The organism is Aliibacillus thermotolerans, assembly GCF_027853235.1.
Classification (GTDB): domain Bacteria; phylum Bacillota; class Bacilli; order Bacillales; family Marinococcaceae; genus Aliibacillus; species Aliibacillus thermotolerans.
The window spans coordinates 14,855-36,932 of the sequence record NZ_WKJG01000031.1; the positions used below are offsets into that span (position 1 = coordinate 14,855).

The 22,078-nt window shown below is 43.5% G+C and carries 17 protein-coding genes; 5 read left to right on the top strand and 12 right to left on the bottom strand.

Annotation, left to right across the window (positions count from 1 at the left end; translation table 11 throughout):
- Nucleotides 1-27: 27 nt before the first annotated feature.
- From icmF to GJS40_RS04970, 5 genes are read right to left on the bottom strand one after another with little or no spacing between them, the layout of a single operon-like run.
- The gene (gene icmF / locus GJS40_RS04950) at nt 28-3,264 is read right to left on the bottom strand and encodes a fused isobutyryl-CoA mutase/GTPase IcmF (protein ID WP_270896634.1); all 3,237 of its coding nucleotides are present in this window, start codon (nt 3,262-3,264) and stop codon (nt 28-30) included.
- Between the two features lie 3 nt (nt 3,265-3,267).
- Nucleotides 3,268-3,909, bottom strand: a complete 642-nt coding sequence (locus GJS40_RS04955) for a TetR/AcrR family transcriptional regulator (protein ID WP_270896635.1) — start codon at nt 3,907-3,909, stop codon at nt 3,268-3,270.
- A 27-nt stretch (nt 3,910-3,936) separates the two neighbouring features.
- On the bottom strand, nt 3,937-5,079 hold the full coding sequence (locus tag GJS40_RS04960; protein WP_270896637.1) for an acyl-CoA dehydrogenase: 1,143 nt from the start codon (nt 5,077-5,079) through the stop codon (nt 3,937-3,939).
- A gap of 37 nt (nt 5,080-5,116) precedes the next feature.
- Nucleotides 5,117-6,259 (bottom strand): acyl-CoA dehydrogenase, encoded by a 1,143-nt coding sequence (locus GJS40_RS04965; protein ID WP_270896638.1) that lies wholly within the window; start codon nt 6,257-6,259, stop codon nt 5,117-5,119.
- 21 nt (nt 6,260-6,280) lie between these two features.
- Complete coding sequence (locus GJS40_RS04970) at nt 6,281-7,132, bottom strand: 3-hydroxybutyryl-CoA dehydrogenase (RefSeq protein WP_270896640.1); 852 nt, start codon at nt 7,130-7,132, stop codon at nt 6,281-6,283.
- Nucleotides 7,133-7,303: 171 nt separating this feature from the next.
- Here GJS40_RS04970 and GJS40_RS04975 point away from each other — a divergent pair, with 171 nt between their 5' ends.
- A complete protein-coding gene (locus tag GJS40_RS04975; protein WP_270896642.1) occupies nt 7,304-8,737 on the top strand; it encodes a DDE-type integrase/transposase/recombinase in 1,434 nt (477 codons plus the stop codon).
- A 260-nt stretch (nt 8,738-8,997) separates the two neighbouring features.
- On the opposite strand, the gene GJS40_RS04980 is transcribed toward GJS40_RS04975, so the two are convergent.
- The 3 genes from GJS40_RS04980 to GJS40_RS04990 all read right to left on the bottom strand — a co-directional run bounded on the left by GJS40_RS04980 (nt 8,998) and on the right by GJS40_RS04990 (nt 13,563).
- Complete coding sequence (locus GJS40_RS04980; RefSeq protein WP_270896644.1) at nt 8,998-10,179, bottom strand: acetyl-CoA C-acetyltransferase; 1,182 nt, start codon at nt 10,177-10,179, stop codon at nt 8,998-9,000.
- A 284-nt stretch (nt 10,180-10,463) separates the two neighbouring features.
- Entirely contained in the window at nt 10,464-10,643 is a 180-nt protein-coding gene (locus GJS40_RS04985) for a hypothetical protein (RefSeq protein ID WP_270896645.1), read from the bottom strand.
- An 811-nt stretch (nt 10,644-11,454) separates the two neighbouring features.
- The gene (locus GJS40_RS04990) at nt 11,455-13,563 is read right to left on the bottom strand and encodes a heterodisulfide reductase-related iron-sulfur binding cluster (protein WP_270896647.1); all 2,109 of its coding nucleotides are present in this window, start codon (nt 13,561-13,563) and stop codon (nt 11,455-11,457) included.
- Nucleotides 13,564-13,772: 209 nt separating this feature from the next.
- On the opposite strand from GJS40_RS04990, the gene cls reads away from it, so the two are divergent.
- Entirely contained in the window at nt 13,773-14,981 is a 1,209-nt protein-coding gene (gene cls / locus GJS40_RS04995) for a cardiolipin synthase (RefSeq protein ID WP_270896649.1), read from the top strand.
- 275 nt (nt 14,982-15,256) lie between these two features.
- The gene (locus GJS40_RS05000) at nt 15,257-17,125 is read left to right on the top strand and encodes a heavy metal translocating P-type ATPase (protein WP_270896651.1); all 1,869 of its coding nucleotides are present in this window, start codon (nt 15,257-15,259) and stop codon (nt 17,123-17,125) included.
- Here the strand turns inward: GJS40_RS05000 and GJS40_RS05005 are convergent.
- Nucleotides 17,111-17,893, bottom strand: coding sequence for an alpha/beta fold hydrolase (locus GJS40_RS05005; protein WP_270896652.1), 783 nt, complete (start codon nt 17,891-17,893; stop codon nt 17,111-17,113). The two genes, GJS40_RS05000 and GJS40_RS05005, sit on opposite strands and share 15 nt — an antisense overlap.
- 18 nt (nt 17,894-17,911) lie before the next feature.
- A complete protein-coding gene (locus GJS40_RS05010) occupies nt 17,912-18,070 on the bottom strand; it encodes a XapX domain-containing protein (RefSeq protein WP_270896653.1) in 159 nt (52 codons plus the stop codon).
- Nucleotides 18,071-18,199: 129 nt separating this feature from the next.
- Between GJS40_RS05010 and GJS40_RS05015 the strand changes: the two genes are divergently transcribed.
- Both GJS40_RS05015 and GJS40_RS05020 read left to right on the top strand, forming a co-directional pair.
- On the top strand, nt 18,200-19,318 hold the full coding sequence (locus tag GJS40_RS05015; protein WP_270896655.1) for an NAD(P)/FAD-dependent oxidoreductase: 1,119 nt from the start codon (nt 18,200-18,202) through the stop codon (nt 19,316-19,318).
- Between the two features lie 39 nt (nt 19,319-19,357).
- Nucleotides 19,358-19,702, top strand: coding sequence for a hypothetical protein (locus tag GJS40_RS05020; RefSeq protein WP_270896656.1), 345 nt, complete (start codon nt 19,358-19,360; stop codon nt 19,700-19,702).
- A gap of 118 nt (nt 19,703-19,820) precedes the next feature.
- Here the strand turns inward: GJS40_RS05020 and argS are convergent, their stop codons facing one another.
- Together argS and GJS40_RS05030 are read right to left on the bottom strand one after the other, a co-directional pair.
- Nucleotides 19,821-21,491: an arginine--tRNA ligase gene (argS, locus tag GJS40_RS05025; protein ID WP_270896658.1), complete on the bottom strand. Its 1,671-nt coding sequence runs from the start codon at nt 21,489-21,491 to the stop codon at nt 19,821-19,823.
- Nucleotides 21,488-21,925: a DUF1934 domain-containing protein gene (locus GJS40_RS05030; RefSeq protein WP_270896659.1), complete on the bottom strand. Its 438-nt coding sequence runs from the start codon at nt 21,923-21,925 to the stop codon at nt 21,488-21,490. The genes argS and GJS40_RS05030 overlap by 4 nt, the downstream gene beginning before the upstream one ends.
- Nucleotides 21,926-22,078: the final 153 nt, after the last annotated feature.

Sequence of the window (22,078 nt, forward strand, 5' to 3'; positions counted from 1 at the left end):
AAAGAGGAACGACACTCTTCATTTACCTTACATGTTGCGACGGTATTGGCCACCTACTTCATAGAGCGCATTGGTAATTTGGCCGAGACTTGCCACTCTTACTGTTTCCATCAGTTCTTCAAATATATTTCCACCTTCGACTGCGACTTTTTGGAGTCTGGCGAGCGCTTCTTTTGCTTCTTCTTGATGCTTTTCTTGGAAGGCACGCAAGTTTCTAATTTGTGTTTCTTTTTCTTCTTTTGTCGCGCGGGCAAGTTCCATGTCAAATTCTTCTTCTTCATCCTCTGGAGGTAAATAAGTGTTCACACCAATAATTGGTAATTCACCGGTATGTTTCTTCATTTCGTAGTACATCGATTCTTCTTGGATTTTTCCACGTTGATATTGGGTTTCCATGGCGCCAAGGACGCCACCACGGTCGTTTATTCGTTCTAATTCTTGCAACACCGCTTCTTCAACAAGATCCGTTAATTCGTCCATGATAAACGAGCCTTGCATTGGGTTTTCGTTTTTTGTCATACCGAATTCTTTTGTAATGATCAATTGAATGGCCATGGCTCGACGGACTGATTCCTCCGTCGGCGTCGTGACCGCTTCGTCATATGCGTTCGTATGAAGCGAGTTACAGTTATCATACAGCGCAATCAACGCTTGAAGCGTCGTACGAATATCGTTAAAGTTTACTTCTTGCGCGTGAAGGGAACGTCCCGACGTTTGAATATGGTATTTTAGTTTCTGGCTCCGCTCGTTCGCACCGTATTTGTTTTTCATCACGGTCGCCCAAATGCGACGCGCAACCCGTCCAATGACTGCATACTCTGCATCGAGACCGTTACTAAAGAAGAAAGATAAGTTCGGCGCAAAGTCATCAATGTCCATTCCGCGACTTAAATAGTATTCTACATACGTAAACGCGTTCGCAAGAGTGAAAGCTAGTTGCGTAATTGGATTGGCCCCCGCTTCTGCAATATGGTAGCCCGAAATTGAAACAGAGTAATAATTGCGCACGTTATGGTCGATAAAGTATTGTTGAATATCCCCCATCATCCGAAGGGCAAATTCGGTCGAGAAAATACACGTATTTTGCCCTTGATCTTCTTTCAAAATATCTGCTTGCACCGTTCCGCGAACGTTCGAAAGGGTGTACGCTTTGATTTCCTCATATTCTTCTTGGGTCGGTTCGCGCCCATGTTCTTCTTTAAACTTATCTACTTGTTGGTCAATGGCGGTGTTCATAAACATTGCTAAAATAATTGGGGCAGGACCATTGATTGTCATCGATACCGATGTCGTCGGTGCAAGTAAATCAAAGCCGTCGTACAATTTTTTCATGTCTTCCAGCGTACAAATACTCACGCCACTTTCTCCGACTTTCCCGTAAATATCCGGGCGATAATCCGGATCTTCTCCGTAAAGAGTGACCGAGTCAAAAGCGGTACTTAAACGTTTTGCCTCATCGTTTTCCGATAAATAATGGAAGCGACGGTTCGTCCGTTCCGGTGTCCCTTCCCCGGCAAATTGCCGTTTCGGATCTTCTCCTTTTCGTTTGAATGGGAACACTCCCGCAGTGAAAGGAAAGCGACCCGGTACATTTTCCCGTAAACTCCAGCGCACAATTTCGCCCCAATCTTTAAACTGCGGCAGGGCGACTTTCGGTATTTTCAAGCCGGAAAGCGTCTCTGTTTGCAGTTCGGTAACGATTTCTTTGTCTCGCACTTTTACCGTATACGTATCTTGTTTATACGACTCTTTTAAATCTTCCCATCCTTTTAAAATGTCCAGCACTTCGTCATCGACTTGTTTTTCCGCTTCGTCATACATTTCCTGAAGCGTACTTGTATCCATGCCTTGTTCTTCCATGAGCTTGATGGCACCTTTTAATTGATACAATTCGCTCGCTTTTTCTTCTTGTTCATCGACATAACGGTGGTAGTCCCGGACGGTTTCGACAATTTCCCGCAAATAGGTTTGACGTTCCGGCGGAATGATTAAATCTTTTTTGCCCGGTTCTTTGGATGTGTCAATGGTCGTTTCCCAATCGGTATTCGTCTTTTCATTCAACTTTTCGATCATGGCTTTAAATAAAATGTTCGTTCCCGGATCATTAAACTGACTGGCAATGGTACCATATACAGGCATCGTTTCCGGGTCTTGATCAAACAATTCGTGACTGCGCTGGTATTGTTTACGCACATCACGAAGCGCATCTTCCGACCCTTTCTTTTCAAATTTATTAATCGCAATGAGGTCGGCGAAATCAATCATGTCAATTTTTTCAAGTTGTGATGGGGCTCCGAATTCACTCGTCATCACATACATCGACACGTCCGCCACTTCAGTAATTGCGGCATCCCCTTGACCAATCCCACTGGTCTCCACAATAATCAGGTCATATCCTGCGCGCTGAACCACTTTGACGATGTCATTAATTTCTTTCGTCGTTTCCGAGCGGGATCCTCTTGTCGCAAGACTTCTCATATATACATTCGGGTGTTCAATCGAGTTCATACGAATGCGATCCCCTAGTAAAGCACCGCCGGTTTTTTGTTTTGTCGGGTCAATGGATAAAATAGCCACTGTTTTTTCCGGAAATTCAAGCAGGAAGCGACGAACGAGTTCATCCGTCAACGAACTCTTTCCCGCTCCCCCGGTTCCGGTAATTCCAAGTACAGGAGCGATTCTTTCCGTGTTTGAAATTTCTTGTAACGCTTCCTCCCAAATTGGATCGAGACCATTTTCTTTATTTTCTACAACCGAAATATAGCGAGCGATCGCTTGATCATCTTTTTCTTTGATTTTGTCGAAAGAGACATCCGTTTCTCGAACAATTGGGTAATCGCATTCTTCTAATATTTGACTAATCATACCCGGAAGACCAAATTCCCTTCCGTCATCCGGGGAGAAAATCCGCGCAATGCCGTAGTTGTGTAGTTCTTCTATTTCCGGAGGAGTAATGACGCCACCTCCCCCTCCGTAAATGCGAATGTGACTGGCATTTTTTTCTTGCAGTAAATCATAGCAATATTTAAAAAATTCCATATGCCCGCCTTGATAAGACGAAATGGCAATCCCTTGCACATCTTCTTGAATGGCAGCGTTTACAATTTCTTCCACAGAACGGTTGTGACCTAAATGAATGACTTCAGCGCCGCCTGCTTGTAAAAGACGACGCATAATATTAATAGACGCATCATGTCCATCAAAAAGGCTGGCTGCCGTGACAAAACGAACGGGATGTTTCGGTTTATACAACTCATTTGACATCTGTCAAAAACCTCCTTTAGTTGCGTTTTCCTCCATGCCGTGAAGTAAGAAGCGAATTTGCATGTCCGTGTACTCTTCTAACGTAAAGCGCTTTTGCAATTCCCAACGACGAAACGTCCAAGCGTGAGCGATAATCATAATATTGTGCGCTAACAATTCTACTTCTTTGTCGGTTAAATCCACCAATCCATCTCCTCGGCAGGAATCAATCGCTTTTTCTACAATGGCTGTCATTTCCATTTCCTTCTTTAACACGTAAGAAAGAGAATCCTTCGGTAAAGACTTTGCCTCCTGGTACATGACAAGCACTTCATCTTGCATCTCATCCATTACTTTCATTAATGAACGAACGACTTGTTTCAAACGATCAAGGCCTGAGTAATCGGTGGAGAGGTGAGCTTCCAGCCGTTCCCTTACTTCGTCATAGATAGAATCACAAACGAGATACAAGACGTCTTCTTTAGATCCGATATATTCATATAAGGTTCCGATACTAAAGCCGGATTCCTTTGCAATTTCTCTTGTTGTCGTCCGGTGAAAGCCTTTTTGTTTAAAGAGAGAGACTGCTCCTTTCACCATTTGTGCTCTTCGTTTTTTAACTAATTGTTCATCTTTGACCATAGAAGGTACTTGTTTTTTTGACAATGAACCCACCTCTCTTTTCACTGATCCTTAATCTTGAAGCAACATTTTTCCGATCACAAGACGTTGAATTTCGTTTGTTCCTTCGTAAATTTGGGTAATTTTTGCGTCTCTCATGAAACGTTCGACTGGGTACTCTTTCGTATATCCGTATCCACCAAACACTTGAACAGCTTGTGTCGTTACCTCCATTGCCGTATCCCCTGCAAACAATTTCGACATCGCTGATTCCTTTCCATAAGAAAGCCCTTCACTTTCTCTCCAAGCTGCTTGATACGTTAGCAAGCGAGCCGCTTCCACCGCCGTTGCCATATCGGCTAATTTGAAAGAAATTCCTTGTTGGGCGCCAATTGGTTTTCCAAATTGTTTTCTTTCTTTCGCATACTCAGTCGCAGCATCTAATGCTCCTTGCGCAATTCCTACCGCTTGTGCTGCGATTCCGTTCCGGCCACCGTCTAACGTTCTCATGGCAATTTTAAAGCCTTCTCCTTTTTCACCGAGCAAGTTTTCTGCCGGAACGCGACAGTTGTCCATGATAATTTCTGTCGTCGTGGACGAACGAATCCCTAATTTATCTTCATATTTCCCGATGGAAAAGCCGGGGAAGTCTTTTTCAATGATAAAAGCGCTCGTTCCTTTATGCTTTTTCTCTGGATCGGTTAGTGCAAAAACGACATACACATCCGCCACGCCACCGTTTGTAATAAAAATCTTCGAACCGTTTAAAATGTAGGAATCGCCATCTTTTTTAGCAGTTGTTTTCATTGCTGCCGCGTCTGAGCCGGATCCCGGTTCCGTTAAACCATACGCCCCTAACATTTCTCCTTGAGCAAGCGGCTTTAAATATTTTTGTTTTTGTTCTTCAGTTCCGTACGTATAGATTGGCCAGCTTGCGAGAGAAAGGTGGGCCGATAAAGTAACCCCGGTGGAAGCACACACTCTAGAAAGCTCTTCTACTGCAATGACGTAGCTTAAATAGTCGGCACCAATGCCACCGTATTCTTCCGGCCATGGAATCCCAGTAAGACCAAGTTCCCCCATTTTTTTAAAAATATTGATGTCAAATGTTCCTTTTTCATCCCGTTCTGCTGCGGTCGGTGCCACTTCATTTTCTGCAAAATCCCGCACCATTTTGCGAATCATTTCTTGTTCTTCGGTTAGTAAAAAATCCATCGTTTTTACCCCTTCCATCTTACCTAATCTTTTGATTCTAGTGATCCAATAATTCTTTTCCGATGACGAGCCGTTGAATTTCACTCGTTCCTTCGTAAATTTCCACTACTTTGGAGTCGCGGAAGTATCTTTCGACCGGATATTCTTTCGTATAGCCGTACCCTCCAAACACTTGCAAGCTTTCGATCGCTGTTTTGCGAGCGGTTTCAGAAGCAAACAACTTTGCCATGGATGCTTCCTTTGGACAAGATATGTTTGCAGCATGGAGAGTCGCTGCTCGATACGTAAGCAGTCGTGCTACTTCCACGTTTGTCGCCATATCCGCGATTTTAAAAGAGATTCCTTGTTGGGCGCTGATTGGTTTTCCGAATTGTTTCCGCTCTTTCGCATAATGGACAGCTGCTTCCAGCGCTCCTTCCGCAATTCCAAGAGACTGGGCCGCAATACCAATCCGACCGGCAGATAAATTGGACAAGGCAATTTTGTAACCTTCTCCCACTTGTCCGAGCAAATTTTCTTTTGGAATAATACAGTTGTCAAATATGATTTCCGTCGTATTTGATCCGTTTAATCCCATTTTCTTTTCTTTTTTTCCCACTTGAAAACCAGTGAAATCTTTCTCCACAATAAAGGCGGAGATTCCATTTGCTCCTTGGCTGACATCTGTTTTTGCAAAAGTAATATACGTGTCCGCTGCCCCACCGTTTGTAATAAACAATTTCGAACCATTTAGTACGTAATGGTCCCCTTGATCTTCAGCCGTCGTTTTTATCGCTGAGGCTTCGCTTCCTGCACTTGGTTCGGTAAGAGCAAATGCGCCAACATATTCCCCGGAAGCAAGTTTCGGGATATATTTTTGCTTCTGTTCTTCCGTGCCAAAATATAAAATCGGGTTCGTCCCTACCGACGTATGAACACTTAAAATAACACCTAGCGCCGGGCTTACTTTTGAGAGCTCGTGAATGGCAATAATATAAGATACGAAATCCATCCCTGTCCCACCGTACTCTTCAGGAATTGGAATCCCCATTAAGCCAAGTTCCGCCATTTCAGCGACCAATTCTTTTGGAAAACGATCTTCTCTCTCCATCCGCTCCACTTCCGGTTCCACGCGGTCTTTGGCAAAATCTCTTACCATTTTTCTCATCATTTGCTGCTCTTCCGTGAAGTTGAGATCCATTTTGCTCCCCCTCTTAGCTGCTTATTCGTACGTGTAAAAGCCGCGACCCGTTTTTCTTCCGTACCAACCGGCGTTCACGTATTTACGTAACAATGGACATGGTCGGTATTTATCATCTCCAAGACCTTCATGAAGGGTTTCCATAATATAGAGGCACGTGTCAAGACCGATAAAATCAGCCAGTGTTAATGGTCCCATCGGATGGTTCATCCCAAGTTTCATCACTTGGTCAATATCTTCCGGAGAAGCAACGCCTTCATATACCGCATATATCGCTTCGTTAATCATCGGCATTAAAATCCGGTTCGCTGCAAAGCCTGGATAATCATTTACTTCGACGGAAGTTTTGTTTAATGAATCACAAACTGCTTTTACGTGATTGTACACTTCATCAGAAGTTGCTAAACCACGAATGAGTTCGACGAGTTTCATGACAGGAACAGGATTCATAAAGTGCATTCCTATGACTTGCTCCGGACGATTTGTGGCCGAAGCAATGTCTGTAATTGGCAAGGAAGATGTATTTGTCGCAAGGATTGCGTGAGACGGTGCATGTTCATCCAATTGTTGAAATAACGACTTCTTTACTTCCATATTTTCCACCGCAGCTTCTACGACCAAATCCGCATGTTTCGCATTTTCAATATCAGTGGAAAGAGTGATGCGAGCTAATACTTCTTCTACTTCTTCTTTCGTCATTCTTCCTTTTTCTTCTTGACGTTTTAAATTTTTTTCAATGGACTTTAATCCTTTTCCCGTCCGTTCATCGTCAATATCATGAAGATAGACGTTGTATCCTGCTTGGGTATGTACTTGAGCAATTCCTGAACCCATTTGTCCGGCTCCAACGACCATGACTGTTTGAATTTCCATACAAAATCCCCCTACTTTTTTCTCGTATTGTCAAAACTTTATTAAAAAATAGGTTATAAAACCCTGTGTTAGAGGTCTTTGAAAGCAAAAAACTTGCCACCCCCTGAATTCTAAGGTATTAGTGAGGTAACCACACGCCCACAAATCCCAAAGAAAGAAGGAAGTGACAAGTTGTTACCTCAGATTATAACCTATTTATTAACTTTTATAAACTTTCAAGACCAAATCATTCGAACATTACTTACCTTGTTGATAGGTAAAAGCATGTTTGACAAGCCAACGGAAAAGCCAGTGAATAAGCCTTACCGAAAACTTCAAGTCGATGATCTACCGATTATTGAAATACCAGAGAAATTAGATTTTCGGACCCTTTTATCCGAGTATATGGAGACAAAAGGCAAACCTCTCAAACCAGTTCAAAGGCGTTCCAACTCAACACCAGTTCCTTCATCGATAAAATGTCCAAAGTGTGGTGCTCCAGCTGAATATTTGTATGCGAATAATGGAGGCAAAGGACAGTATCAATGCAAGGTTTGTTCATGTCTTTTCAATCAGAAGAGTCGCTATCTCAAGGAGGCTATCCTTAAATGTCCTCACTGCGCAAAAACGCTTGAAAAAGTAAAAGAAAGAAAAGATTTTCATGTGTTTAAATGTAAGAATAATGACTGTTCCTACTACCAAAAGAAATGGAGTAGAATGTCACAAAGAGAGAAAAAACGATTCAAAGAAGACCCACAAGCTTTTAAAATGCGTTATATTTATCGGCAATTTCACATGGACTACCAACCGTTAGCAAAACATTCACCGAAAAAACCAAAGGTGGATTTGTCAAGACTTTATGTGTCCCCACATACACTGGGACTCATTCTGACGTATCATGTGAACTACGGATTATCTGCTCGTAAAACAGCTGCACTCATGAAAGATATTCATGGTGTATCGATTTCCCATCAAAGCATTTTAAATTATGAAAACAGCGTGGCTCTTACGCTTAAGCCTTACATCGATCACTATCCTTATGAGCTTTCAGATCAATTCTGCGGTGATGAAACGTACATCCGTGTGAACGGTCGTTGGCACTATCTGTTTTTCTTTTTTGATGCGGTGAAGAAGGTCATTCTCTCCTATCCAGTTTCATCCAATCGAGATACAGCGACAGCGATTCGAGCGATGGATGAAGTATTGCTTAAACTGAAAGAAATTCCTGAAAACCTTACATTCGTTGTCGATGGCAATCCCATTTACCTGTTAGCACAGCATTTCTTTCATCAACATGAGATTTCGTTTGATGTAAAACAGGTTATCGGCTTAACGAATGAAGATGAGGTTTCACGAGAATACCGACCACTCAAGCAAATAATCGAGAGACTAAATCGCACATTTAAAGGTAACTATCGATCAACTTATGGCTTCGGTTCAGAAAGCGGGTCTGTCTCTTTTGTGACGTTATTTGTGGCTTACTTCAACTTTCTAAGACCACATGCCAGCTTGGAAGGAAAGGTCCCAGTTCTCATTCCAGAGTTAGAACGGCTTCCAAACATGCCAGCGCGTTGGACGAAGCTCATTGATTTAGCCCAACAATGGTTGATTGATCAAAAAGCCTAACTTTTGTCTAGCTGAGCCCTTTTCAGCCTCGGCGAAGCGAACTCTTGACAAACCGAACTTGCCAATGGTTTAAAATGGAAATACCAAGGGCTTATTTTGCTATGCCTTCTTTTGTCCCCTTCGCCCTTGTTAACCCTCTCGCTAAACCATTGGCGTGTTTGTCAAGAGCGATGGCGGAGGTTTCCACCAACATAAATGGTATTAACTGTTAAACTCTTTGTTTTTCATAGATCTTTTGACACTACCTTTTTTCTTTCTCGTTATTTCACTTCAATCATGACAGCGTCTCCTTGACCACCGCCACTACAAATTGCTGCAATTCCTCGTCCGCCACCGCGACGTTTTAATTCATGGGCCAACGTTAAAATAATGCGCGCTCCACTTGCTCCAATCGGATGACCTAGTGCCACCGCTCCCCCGTTTACATTCACTTTTTCCGGATCCAACCCGGCAATTTGCTCGCTGGCAAGCGCCACCGCAGCAAACGCTTCATTCACTTCAAACAAATCAATGTCAGCTAATGAATGACCTGTTTTCTTTAACAATTTCTCAATGACAAGTCCCGGTGTTTTCGGGAATAATTCCGCTTCGATGGCAAGGGCGGTATGATCTACAATCGTTGCAAGGGGTGAAATTCCTTCAGCGGTTGCTTTTTCCTCTTCCATCAACACCATCGCACACGCTCCATCATTCACACCGGGTGCGTTCCCCGCCGTCACGGTGCCATCTTTTTGGAAAGCCGGCTTTAATTTAGCAAGCACTTCCAACGTTGTGTCTTTTCGCGGCGACTCATCCGCTTCTACCACGATCGGATCTCCTTTTCGTTGCGGCACCTCTACCGGAACGATTTCCTCTTTAAATATTCCCTTTTCCATCGCCGCAAGGGCTCGTTGATGACTGCGGTACGCCCATTCATCTTGTTTTTCCCGAGAAATATTTAATTCATCGGCCACGTTCCCGCCGTAAATTCCCATATGCACATCGTTAAAGGAACAAGTAAGCCCGTCATGCACCATCATATCAATCATTTGCGTATCTCCCATGCGCACCCCCCAGCGCGCTTTCGGGATGAAATACGGCGCATTACTCATCGACTCCATTCCACCGGCGACAATCACTTTTTTATCTTGCGCGCGAATGATTTGGTCTGCCATTGTAACACTACGCATGCCCGAGGCACACACTTTGTTCACCGTTTCCGTTTCCACTTCCCAAGAAAGCCCGGCGTGTCGCGACGCTTGACGGGACGGAAGCTGCCCTTGACCTCCTTGAAGCACATTCCCCATAATCACTTCTTCCACTTTGTTTCGGTCTGTGTTCGTTTTTTCCAACGCCGCTTTTATTGCAATACCACCTAGTTCTGCCGCTGTCAGAGAACGAAGCGCGCCACCAAATTTTCCGAATGGCGTTCTCGCCCCTCCAACGATGACTGTTTTCCCCATTTTGTTCACTCCTTTTCCTTAAGATTACTTTAAACGCACGGTTAATGATCGAACGCTCGCTCAATGACTTGTGAAAAAAAGAGAAAAAAATTTCCTGCACTTTTATCATCATTCTACTCATCACTTATAAAGTAGCGTAAAATGGCTCAAAAATCAAGAGAAGTTTGAAACTTTTCTAAAAATATTGTTTCTTTTTTTGTGTAAAAAAGAGGCTGGGTCTAATAGTCCTGAAAAATAAATGGAGCGTTCCTTTCAACAATTATTTAGCGCTGAAACGGTGCCATTCATCGTACACGGATTGCTTTCACAATGGTGTTTGGATTGAAACGGTGCCACGATCCATTCATCGCTTGTTTCCACAAACTATTTTTGAATGAAACGGCGGCATGAGCGATCCATGGCTTGCTTTCATCAGTCATTTTTGAATGAAACAGTGATATGACCCATTCATGGCCTGCTTTCACAAGCAATACTTTGATGAAATGATGGCATGACTATCCATGACTTACTTCCATCAACAATTTGGTGTTGGAAACATGCCTATTCGGCCAAGAGGCGTTTCCAGAAGCAATTTTTGATGAAGCGGTAACAATCGAGTAGGAGGAGGTGATGAACCTCCGTCCTCTCACACCACCGTACGTACGGTTCGCGTATACGGCGGTTCAATTAAGATGGGTAACGCAAGACTTCCTTCCGTGAATAGCTTATCTTCTTATGCCAGTAGTCACTCCACCCTCCAAGAGGTCTTCCACGGAATTCACCGTTTCCTTCCTCAAGTGAGGTACTACGTTTTCTGTGTTCATCATGACTGAATAGAAAGGGCTATTCTCTCTTCATTGTTCCGTCCTTCCAAACCGTTCTAGACCGATTCGTACTATGACCTCTGATGGTTCAGCTGTTTATCGCTAAACAGGTTATGAAGGGTACTTCACGTATCCATCAGACCTCCCTGGGTAAGGATGTCATCTTTCCTTCCATCTATCCGCTTCATTTACTCTGTATCACCTTTGGCAGAAAGGACTTTGTTTTGTCTTGCAAACTCATCCAATGATACCTAGCCTTGTTATGAAGTTCCTATTCCTCGGACCGGAAGTTTGCCGCCCGCTTCCTTCAGATTCTGCGTCGCCACGGACGCCCTTGCGTTAAGCTAACCACTACTTCTGCCTTCGTGGCTCGGGACTCTCACCCTATAGATGACACCCATGCCAGGCGCACAAAAAATGTCCAAAAAGTCACCAATCATGACTTTTTGGACAACTCCCGAATCATCTTCATTTACACAGCTGCTTCTGTTTTCTCTCCAACAACGGACTTCTCCAAAATTTCAGCAACGTCCATTGTTTGGATGCTATCTTCCAATTCTTTTGCTTTTGTACCGTCCGATAACATCGTTAAGCAGTATGGACAGGCGCTTCCAATCATGGATGGGTTGACTGCAAGGGCTTGTTCGGTCCGCATGATGTTCACCCGTCCCCCTGCTTCTTCTTCCATCCACATCATGCCGCCCCCTGCGCCGCAACACATGCTATCTTGACGGCTTCTTTCCATTTCCACAATCTTCAAGCCCGGGATCGCTTCTAAAATGGCCCGTGGCGGGTCATAAACGTCGTTGTAGCGCCCGAGATAACAGGAGTCATGATACGTAATCGTTTCGTTCACCGGGTGTTCTGGTTTCAGCTTTCCTTCTTCGATCAGTTTTGCGAGTAATTCGGTATGGTGATACACTTCGACGTCTTCGTCTAACCCGAATTCCGGATATTCATTTTTGATCGTGTTGTATGCGTGCGGGTCGATCGTGACGATTTTTTTCACGTCATTTTTTTGGAATTCACTAATGTTTTTCTCCGCTAATTCTTGGTATAAAAATTCGTTTCCAAGGCGACGCGGTGTGTCACCTGAGTTTTTCTCTTTGTTTCCGAGAATCGCAAAAGAGACTCCTGCTTCGTTAAGCAATTTCGCAAATGATTGCGCCACTTTTTGGCTGCGGCGGTCGTAAGAACCCATCGCACCAACGAAAAATAAATATTCGAAAGACTCGTCTTTCTTTTTCAACTCTTTCACCGTTGGCACGTCAATGTCTTCGCGCCCATCACGCCAGTTTTCCCGCTCTTTTCGGCTAATGCCCCACGGGTTGCCTTGGCGTTCAATATTCATCATCGCTCGCTGGGCTTCCGCATCCATTTTCCCTTCCGTTAAGACGAGATAACGGCGTAAATCAATGATTTTGTCGACATGTTCGTTCATCACCGGACATTGGTCTTCACAGTTTCGACAAGTGGTACATGCCCAAATTTCTTCTTCGGTAATGACATCTCCAATGAGGTTCACGTCGTATCCGGCCGCCGCTTCTTCTCTGCTTTGGCGCGCAAGCTGATTCGCTTTCGTATTGCTCATCGCAAAAGCGGGAAGCCATGGGGTACGGGACGTAACGGCTGCTCCTTTTTCGGTGAGATGGTCGCGCATTTTAATCATCAAATCCATCGGAGAAAGCATTTTCCCTGACCCGGTTGCGGGACACATATTCGTACAACGCCCGCATTCAACACAAGCATAAAGGTCAATGAGCTGGCGACGGGTAAAATCTTCTATCTTTCCAACGCCAAAGCTTTCCGCTTCTTCGTCTTCAAAGTCAATTTTTTGGAGCTTCCCGACAGGACCTGCTTTTTTAAAGAACACGTTAAAAATGGCAAACACTTCGTGGGCTTGTTTTGACTGCGGTACAAACACCATGAAACTGAATACCGTGATCATGTGAATCCACCAAGTGACGTAGAATAATACGGTCGCTGCGGTCGTTCCAATGCCAGCAAACAGCGCGGCAACGATACTCGAAAATGGGGCAAAGGCATAGTTTGCTTCCATGCCATACATAATTCTTTCAAAACCAAGGGAGAGGATAATCGTTCCGGATAAAATCGCCAATGCGACGTAAACAAAGAGCGCTTTGCCATCCCGCTTCCATTGGAGACGCTCAAGTTTTTCCCCATAACGGCGATACGCCGCATAAAGAATCGCACAGAACATCAAGAAGACGGTCCATTCTTGAATCAAGTTAAAATACGGATGGAAAGCCCCTAATGGATATTGAAATCCTTCCACAAACCCTTTCAAAATGATTTCAAGTAAGCCCACTTGGATGATAAAAAAGCCATAAAACAAAATGAGGTGTAAAATTCCACTTTTCCAATCTTTAAACAATTTCCGCTGGCCTAAGACATTGACAAGCACCGCATGAAGGCGCTCTTTCCAAGCGGAATCAAACGCTTCTTTCTGGCCGAGTTTAATATATTGGTAGCGGGTAATTAATAATTTCGCGAACAAGTAGATCGCATAAAACACGACGAATAAAAACACAATCAAATGGATTACTTGTAACGCACTCATGTCTATTCTCCTTTCTCTGAAGGGGAACCCCCAGTCAATGTGACGTCGTAAAATGATTCTGAATATTCATGACTATATTATAACAGAAAAACCTCAATGAGTGAACACTCAGTCGACTGCTTTTTAAAAATGAAAGAACTTTCTGCTGCTAAAAAACAGTTTTTTGGGACACGCTAAACGTATCTCACCACTGCAGGAGGTCTCTTAACATGACATTCTACCTCATCATTGGTGTGTTCGTCATCCCTTTTTTTCTGTTTATATGGTGTAAATTAGATTTTATGCTCGGAAAAAAGCGTCACAATCACGAACGCGAGCACATTTTTTATCCTCGCAGAAAAGGGCATATTACTTTTTTTCGTGATGGAAAAACTTTTTTTGACGCATACTTTGAAGATATAAAAAACGCTCAACATCACATTCATATTCATTTTTTTATTTTTCGAGATGATCAACTCGGTAGTCAATTAATCCGTCTACTTTGTAATAAAGCAGAAAATGGCGTCCATGTCAATGTGATGGCAGATCGACTCGGTGCAGGAATGAGTCGAAAAGGACGACGAACACTGAAAAAAAGTGGTGTTCAATTTACCTATTCTCAAAAAGTTTCCCTTCCGTTTCTTTTTTTTAGTCTCAATCGCCGTAACCATCGTAAAATGACAATTATTGATGGGAAAATTGGTTATGTCGGAGGCTTTAATGTAGGGGATGAGTATATTGGAAGGAACCCGGAACTCGGGTTTTGGCGTGATTTCCATCTCCGAATCGAGGGACAAGGGGTAACGGATATTCAAACACAATTTTTATCGGATTGGATGAAAGCAAAACAAACACCGTTTCCAAAGGACGATGAATACTTTCCGACCATCGCAGAAGAAGGAAAAGATACTTATCAAATTCTCGCCTCCGATGGCTCCGGTTTAGAGACTTTTTTTACACAAGCAATCGAACAGGCAAAAAAATATTTGTATATCGCATCTCCCTATTTTGTTCCCTCAAACCGCATTCAAAAAAGTATTCTGCAAGCGATAGATCAAGGGGTAGACGTCCACATTATTTTACCCGAAAAAAGAGATCATCCGTTTGTGAAAGAAGCATCCTATGCATTTTTAGAACAATTAATGAGCAAAGGTGCTTCCGTTTACTACTTTCGGGAAGGTTTTTTTCACGCAAAAGCATTGCTTATCGATGAAAAATGTTGCGACGTTGGAACGGCAAACATGGACATGCGCAGCTTTTTCTTAAACAATGAAATGAACGTGTTATTGTTTTCCTCTGATCTGATTCAAGAAGTAAAAAACACGTTAGATAAAGATATAGAAAAATCTCTCCGGGTGAAAAAAGAAGATTTACAAAACAAATCATTTTGGGCAAATGCTAGAGAACAAATCGCCCTGCGCATAAAAGAATTACTATAAGGGACGAAACTTTTAGAAAACGTCATCCAAGGAAACCGGCATAGCGTGAAAGTGGTTATACGTTTCCGGGTCATCTTCATACAACAAGACAGTGCAAAAAAGTTTACGCATATTTCCTTTCATGGTAAAATGAGTGCACATCCACGTTTTTTGTTCATAAACTATATAAAATGAAAAATAAAGAAAAAAGAGCTGTCACCAATGAGGTGGCAGCTTCGTGCATTTTTAAGGGGAGTGAAGATGATTTTCCTTATCAATGGAAGGAGGGGATGCAAATGACATCCATCCAATTGTGGAAATCAAGGGAATGGCAGTTTGCCCTCATTAGTGGCGTTTTAATCGTGTTTGCTTGGGTGTTAGAAACAAGTGCTTTTATGATTAGTGCAGCCATCATTTATTTGTTGGCCTATGCCATCGGTGGGTTTTATAAGGCGAAAGAAGGCATTGTCGATTTTTTCAAAGAACGGAAATTAAATGTAGAAATCTTAATGATTATCGCTGCCATTGGAGCTGCTATCATTGGCTATTGGGCAGAAGGAGCACTGCTCATCTTCATCTTTGCGATGAGCGGAGCGCTGGAAACGTATACGATGAACAAAAGTGAAAAAGAATTATCGGCATTAATGGATTTACAACCGCAAGAAGCGACCGTTTTAGAGGGCGATAGAGAAATGATTGTGCCTGCAAAACAATTGCGGATTGGTGATCGAATATTAGTAAAACCAGGTGAGCGGATTCCGACGGATGGAGTGGTTGTTCATGGGAGTTCGACGGTGGACGAATCAGCGCTTTCAGGAGAGTCGATTCCGCTTCTTAAACAAATGGATGACGAAGTATTTGCCGGAACAGTAAACGGAAACGGTTCGTTACAAATCTACGTAACAAAACGGATGGAAGAGACGTTGTTTCAAAAGATTATTGATCTGGTTCAATCGACAAAAGCGGAAAAACCGCCTTCTCATCAATTTATTGAGCGTTTTGAGAGCGGATATGTAAAAACCGTGTTCATTGTCACTGCTCTCATGTTATTCCTTCCTCACTACATCCTTGGCTGGAGTTGGACGGAGACTTGGTACCGGGCAATGGTGCTTCTTGTTGTTGCATCACCGTGTGCGTTAATTGCTTCCATTATGCCGGCCACTTTATCCGCTGTCTCCAATGGTGCGCGGCAAGGTATTTTATTTAAAGGCGGTGTTCATTTAGAAAAACTCGCCCAAATTCGTGCCGTCGCCTTTGATAAAACGGGAACGCTCACGAATGGAGAACCGGAAGTGACCGACGTTCTCGTACGAGAAGGGGAATCAAAAAAAGAAATTTTTCACGCGGTTGCTTCCATTGAAAATCAATCGACCCATCCATTGTCACATGCAATGATTCGCTATGCACATACGCTCGAAATAACGGATTTTTCCAGACCGGAAGCGATGAAAGAAATTGACGGATTTGGAATTGAGGCAACTTTACACGGCACGACCTGGCGAATCGGAAAACGAGATTTTGTAAGTGACAACATGGCGACCTTTTTTCCAGATGAAGTAGAGCAGTTTCAACAAGACGGAAAAACGATTGTGTATGTGGCAAACGATACCGGACCGGTAGCTGTCATTGCCCTTGAAGATACGATTCGAGAAGAAGCGAAACATTTAATAAAGCAGCTAAATAAAAATGGCATCCACACCGTCATGTTAACAGGTGATCATCAACGTACAGCTCAATCCATTGCCAAACAAGCCGGAATGAAAGAATATGTGGCAAACTGTCTTCCAGAAGATAAAGTGGCAGAATTAAAAAAATTAAAAGAAAAATATGGAAGTGTTGCCATGGTTGGAGACGGCATTAACGACGCTCCCGCATTAGCCACCGCCACGACCGGCATTGCCATGGGCGCTGGAACGGATGTTGCCATGGAAACAGCTGATATCGTTTTAATGAAAGATGAACTATCGAGCATAACCCACGCCTTCCGATTATCGAAACGAATGAATCGCATCGTGCGGCAAAATATCATTTTCTCTATCGCGGTGATTGTCCTTCTCATTGGTGCGAATTTTACCCAAGAATTGAGTTTGCCATTAGGAGTGATTGGACACGAAGGTAGCACCATTCTCGTCATTTTAAACGGACTTCGATTACTCCGGGACTAAGCGATTGGCAAAGCGTTTAATAATCGCATTATAAACATCAGATTGACGGGTTGGCACTTGATGAGCAACCCTGTCGACAAAAACTAAATCCGTCGGTAGACCTTTTCTCTGTTTATAAAATATATACGGATAATAATGAACGTAAAAGTCCCATCTCCCATATATTAAAAGAAGCGGGACCGTTATTTGAGATAACTGGTCAGTCACTTTGTAAGATAAACCTGACTCGTACAAAGATTGTAATAACGACGGATCCACTTGTAATATCGTGTCATAAATAAGACGACGATGGCGCAAGTCGGTTGCATGAGAGAAGGAAAGAATTTGTCCAAGTAATCCGATATAGTTTTTATGAGCAAGCTGTATCCCAAGATGAAATTGTTTCCTTAAAAGGGTCGTGCATACTTCCGGAAACCCTCCGGTGAGCACGACTCCTTTTGTTTTTTCCGGCCACCGTCGTGCAAATTCTAACGCGACCGATGCCCCGCTGGAGTAACCACAAATAATTGCTTGTCTTACCTGTAATTCTGTTAAGAGATGGTAAACGTCCACCGCCCATTCCGAAATTGTTAACGTTCCTTTCCCATTGTCGCTGAAACCATGTCCTCTCGCATCCATCAAAATGACTTGGAACTCGCGGGAGAGGGATTTTTGTTTGAAAAACGTCGTCGCTCCCATGGCAGGTGGATGTATAAATACAATCGTAGAACCACGCTCCCCCCATTTTTCATAGTAAAGGTTTGCACTTTGCGACTTTAAAAAAGGCACCGAACCCCCTCCTTTTCATCAGGAGAATAACCATCCAAATAGTTTATAACCAAGGTATATCCCCACAATTCCCATCACTCCGGCAAGCGCAGGAGGTGCGGGAATCGGAAGACGAATCCATGCAAACAAAAAACCAACGATAGCACCCGTAAGGAGCGCCAAAAGCAATTCTTTCATGTTTTATCCTCCCTTCTTAGCATGACCGCTTCTGCAATCGTTATGCAAACCTTCTTTCCCATTATGATAAAATGAAATGAAAAAAGAAGAATTTGAAAAACATATCGTTATCGAATGGGGTGTGAGAAGATGAAAGTCATTGTCGTTGGCGGAGGAATTGTCGGAATGAGCGCGGCCTATCATTTGGCTCGTGAAGGGAGTGTGGACGTTACTCTCGTCGATCAAAAACATGAAGGGCAAGCCACTGAAGCAGGCGCAGGGATTGTTTGTCCTTGGATTTCCGAACGAAAAGATGATAAAGATTGGTACGAATTGGCCTGTGCCGGTGCTCGCTATTATACGACGCTCGTGGAGCATTTAAAAAAAGATGGGGAAGAAGATTGGGGATTTAAGCGGGTCGGTGCGCTTGCTGTCAGTGAGGATGAAGCGGAGCTGGATCAAATAGAAGAAAGTGCGCAGGACGCGAAACGAACTTTTCCGGAAGTAGGTAACATCACACGTTTAACAAACGAGGGGGCGAAAGACCTTTTTCCACTTTTAAACGATCGTTTGAGTGCCATTCATCTTTCAGGCGGGATGCGCATAGATGGCAGACAACTACGAGAAGCTCTCAAGCGGGCGGCAATCAGACATCGGGCGAGCATCATCCACGGAAAAGCACGCCTTTCAACAGAAGGAAATCAAGTAAAAGGTATCTACATGGAAGAATCGTTTCACCCGGCTGATCACGTCATCGTAGCTGCAGGTGCTTGGGCGCCGGAATTGCTTTCTTCCATTGGAGTCACGCTTCCCATTGAACCTCAGCGCGGACAAATTGTACACTTGCAAATGCCAAAAACGGATACGTCCGAGTGGCCGATGGTTCTTCCGAGAACGAGTTATTACATCGTACCGTTTGATCATTCCCGCATCGTTATAGGCGCTTCACGGGAAAATGGGGCAGGTTTCGATTACCGACAAACCGCCGGTGGCATTCAAGAAGTGTTAAACAACACGCTTTCTGTCGCTCCGGGATTGGCGGAAACTACATTGCATGAACTGCGTATCGGTTTTCGCCCGGTCGGACCGGATCATCTTCCCGTTATCGGACGGATACAATCCATTGAAGGGGTGAGCGTTGTCAATGGCCTTGGCTCTTTGGGGTTAACAATGGGTCCTTATACGGGAAAACTAATGACCGATTGGACGCTTGGAAAAGAGATGGAAATGGACCTATCCCCTTATGATCCGCAGCGATTTGACAATTAACAAGCGCTATTTTTTCTATTTGTAATTAGGGAGAATTTCATGTCTTTCATTATAAAATTGCATTCTGCGTTGTTGTCTCCTTTTATTTTTTGGGCAATCGTTGGGAGAACACATGTTATCTTTTATCCTGAGTCAAATATAGCGGTGATGTTTGGGATCACGCTTATTTATTCCTTGCCTGTTTATCTGATTCTAGGCATTCCATCTTCTCTTCTGATAGAGAAGATTTTAGAAAGAAAATATCTCATTGGAAGTATACTTACAAACTTCATCTCTTCTATTCATCTCATAGACGCCATCCGATTTGGTGCTTTGTTAGGAGCCATCGCGTCATTTATCTTCTTTCACCTCCATTTTTTGCTTGAAGTATATTCAAAGAAATAAGCTTTTTTATGAGTCTTTATCGCTTCCACCAACGAGAGCGAGACACATGTTCCTTCATGAACTACAACCCCATCAAACAAATGAAGCTATCCCTCAGAAAAAGGAATAGCTTCATTTTTTACATTCTTTCTGGTGCGGCAACTCCGATAAGTTTCATGCCGTTTTGTAACGTGATTTGCGTCGCTTTGACAAGGGCGAGTCGGGCTTTCGTTTTTTCTTCGTCTTCTTCATCAACGACTCGTTCGGCGTTGTAAAAGCGGTGAAAAGCAGAAGCTAAGTCGTGTAAATACGTGGTTATTCGGTGTGGAGCGCGCTTTTCCGCAGCGATTGCTACCGTTTCTGGAAATTCAGCAATTTTTTTTAATACGTCAAATTCTTTCTCGGACGAAATCGGTGCGAGACTGGCGCTCGGATCGAACGTAAATCCTTTTTCTTCCGCTTGTCTAAAAATGCTACAAACTCGGGCATGAGCGTATTGAACGTAATAGACAGGGTTTTCGTTCGACTGGGACTTCGCAAGATCTAAGTCAAAGTCTAAATGCGTATCCGCACTTCTCATCGCAAAGAAATAACGAGTTACATCAATTCCTACTTCTTCCATTAATTCTCGCAACGTCACCGCTTTTCCGGTTCGTTTACTCATTTTGACCCGTTCGCCATTTTCATACAAATTCACCATTTGAATAATTTGTGTTTCCAGCTGGTCTTTCTCGTAACCGAGTGCTTCGATTGCCGCTTCCATTCGCGCTATGTACCCGTGGTGGTCCGCCCCCCAAATGTTAATCACTTTTTTAAAGCCGCGCTCAAATTTGTTTTTATGATACGCGATATCCGGCATTAAGTACGTATACGATTCGTCACTTTTCACAAGTACTCGGTCTTTGTCATCACCGTATTTCGTCGACTGAAACCATACCGCTCCCTCTTTTTCGTATACTTCCCCTTTTTCTCTCAGTAAATCAAGGGTCTCTGTCACCTTTCCGTCTTCATACAGAGAGGTTTCCGAAAACCAGACGTCAAATTCCACGCGAAAATCACGTAAGTCTTGTTTTAATTTTTCCATTTCGCGCTTTAAAGCATACTCTCTGAAAAATTGAAACCGTTCGTCTTCCGGCTTGTCCAAAAGTTGTTCCCCGAACTCTTCTGCTAAATCTTGACCGAAGGCGCGAATATCTTCGCCAAAATACCCGTCTTCCGGCATGGTCGCATCTTTTCCTAACGCTTCTAAATAACGCGCTTCAACGGAATAAGCCAAGTTGTTGATTTGATTGCCGGCATCGTTAATATAGTACTCCCGAGTCACGTCATAGCCTGCTTTTGCTAAAATATTACATAACGAATCGCCCACCGCAGCACCCCGGGCATGGCCTAAGTGTAAATCCCCCGTTGGATTGGCAGAGACAAACTCCACTTGCACTTTTTCCGCATTGCCGACGTTCGTCTCACCATAAGACGCTCCTTTTTCATTCACCGTGCGAATGACGTCGAGTAAATGCTCGTTACTAATAAAAAAGTTAATAAACCCCGGGCCTGCAATGTCTATTTTTTCAATCGACGTTTTCGTCACGTCGATATTTGCTTTAATTTCTTCTGCGATGAGACGCGGTGCTTTTTTCGCCACTCGGGCGAGCTGCATCGCGATGTTCGTTGCCACATCTCCGTGGTCTTTTTCTTTCGGTGTTTCCAGCACAAAATCAGGAATTTCTTCTTTTGGTGCGAGCCCTGCTTTTTCAATGGCCCGAATAATTTCTTCTTTCAGTTGTTCTTTCACTTGTTCCACTGTACTCACGTAACTTTTGCCTCCTCTATCGAAATAGTAACATCATAGCGCCCCGCCACTGCACCTTGCAACGTTAAATCATATCCGAATTGAATGCGGCCTGTGCGCCCACTATCTGACCAAATCATCGCCATCTGATCCGTATCCGCTTCCGTTCGAAACGTACCGTACGGGGTCGCATAACTGCCTTCCGTTCTTTTTCCGTACACGTAACGCTGCTTCATATCGACCGCTCCCGAGCGAATGACTGTCACTTCTTGTTTTCCCACTTTGAGGACCGTCGATATTTCTCCAATATCTTCCAAATCTTCCTTAAAGCGAATGTACGTCAGTTCTTGTTTTTGAAACAACTCTCCCGTCGCTTCAATTCCAACTTGACTTTTCTCACCTTGTTGAGAAATATTCGTCGTCATTTTCACTGCCACGGGAATTTTATCAGCCATTCTATCCCATCCTTTTCTATCTGCATATTTCCGAAAAGACAATCTTAGCACCACATTATGTATCAACGACGCATGCTATGCATGAGAAAAGGAAAATATGAATGAAGTCTCTCTCGACATTTTACCATACAACCATCCATCGGTTGATACAAA

What these genes read in the sequence shown, in the direction of transcription:
- icmF (WP_270896634.1), bottom strand. Translation starts at nt 3,264, where the DNA reads ATGTCAAATGAGTTGTATAAACCGAAACATCCCGTTCGTTTTGTCACG.
- GJS40_RS04960 (WP_270896637.1), bottom strand. Translation starts at nt 5,079, where the DNA reads ATGGATTTTTTACTAACCGAAGAACAAGAAATGATTCGCAAAATGGTG.
- GJS40_RS04965 (WP_270896638.1), bottom strand. Translation starts at nt 6,259, where the DNA reads ATGGATCTCAACTTCACGGAAGAGCAGCAAATGATGAGAAAAATGGTA.
- GJS40_RS04970 (WP_270896640.1), bottom strand. Translation starts at nt 7,132, where the DNA reads ATGGAAATTCAAACAGTCATGGTCGTTGGAGCCGGACAAATGGGTTCA.
- GJS40_RS04980 (WP_270896644.1), bottom strand. Translation starts at nt 10,179, where the DNA reads ATGGGGAAAACAGTCATCGTTGGAGGGGCGAGAACGCCATTCGGAAAA.
- GJS40_RS04990 (WP_270896647.1), bottom strand. Translation starts at nt 13,563, where the DNA reads ATGAGTGCGTTACAAGTAATCCATTTGATTGTGTTTTTATTCGTCGTG.
- cls (WP_270896649.1), top strand. Translation starts at nt 13,773, where the DNA reads ATGACATTCTACCTCATCATTGGTGTGTTCGTCATCCCTTTTTTTCTG.
- GJS40_RS05000 (WP_270896651.1), top strand. Translation starts at nt 15,257, where the DNA reads ATGACATCCATCCAATTGTGGAAATCAAGGGAATGGCAGTTTGCCCTC.
- GJS40_RS05010 (WP_270896653.1), bottom strand. Translation starts at nt 18,070, where the DNA reads ATGAAAGAATTGCTTTTGGCGCTCCTTACGGGTGCTATCGTTGGTTTT.
- GJS40_RS05015 (WP_270896655.1), top strand. Translation starts at nt 18,200, where the DNA reads ATGAAAGTCATTGTCGTTGGCGGAGGAATTGTCGGAATGAGCGCGGCC.
- GJS40_RS05020 (WP_270896656.1), top strand. Translation starts at nt 19,358, where the DNA reads ATGTCTTTCATTATAAAATTGCATTCTGCGTTGTTGTCTCCTTTTATT.
- GJS40_RS05030 (WP_270896659.1), bottom strand. Translation starts at nt 21,925, where the DNA reads ATGGCTGATAAAATTCCCGTGGCAGTGAAAATGACGACGAATATTTCT.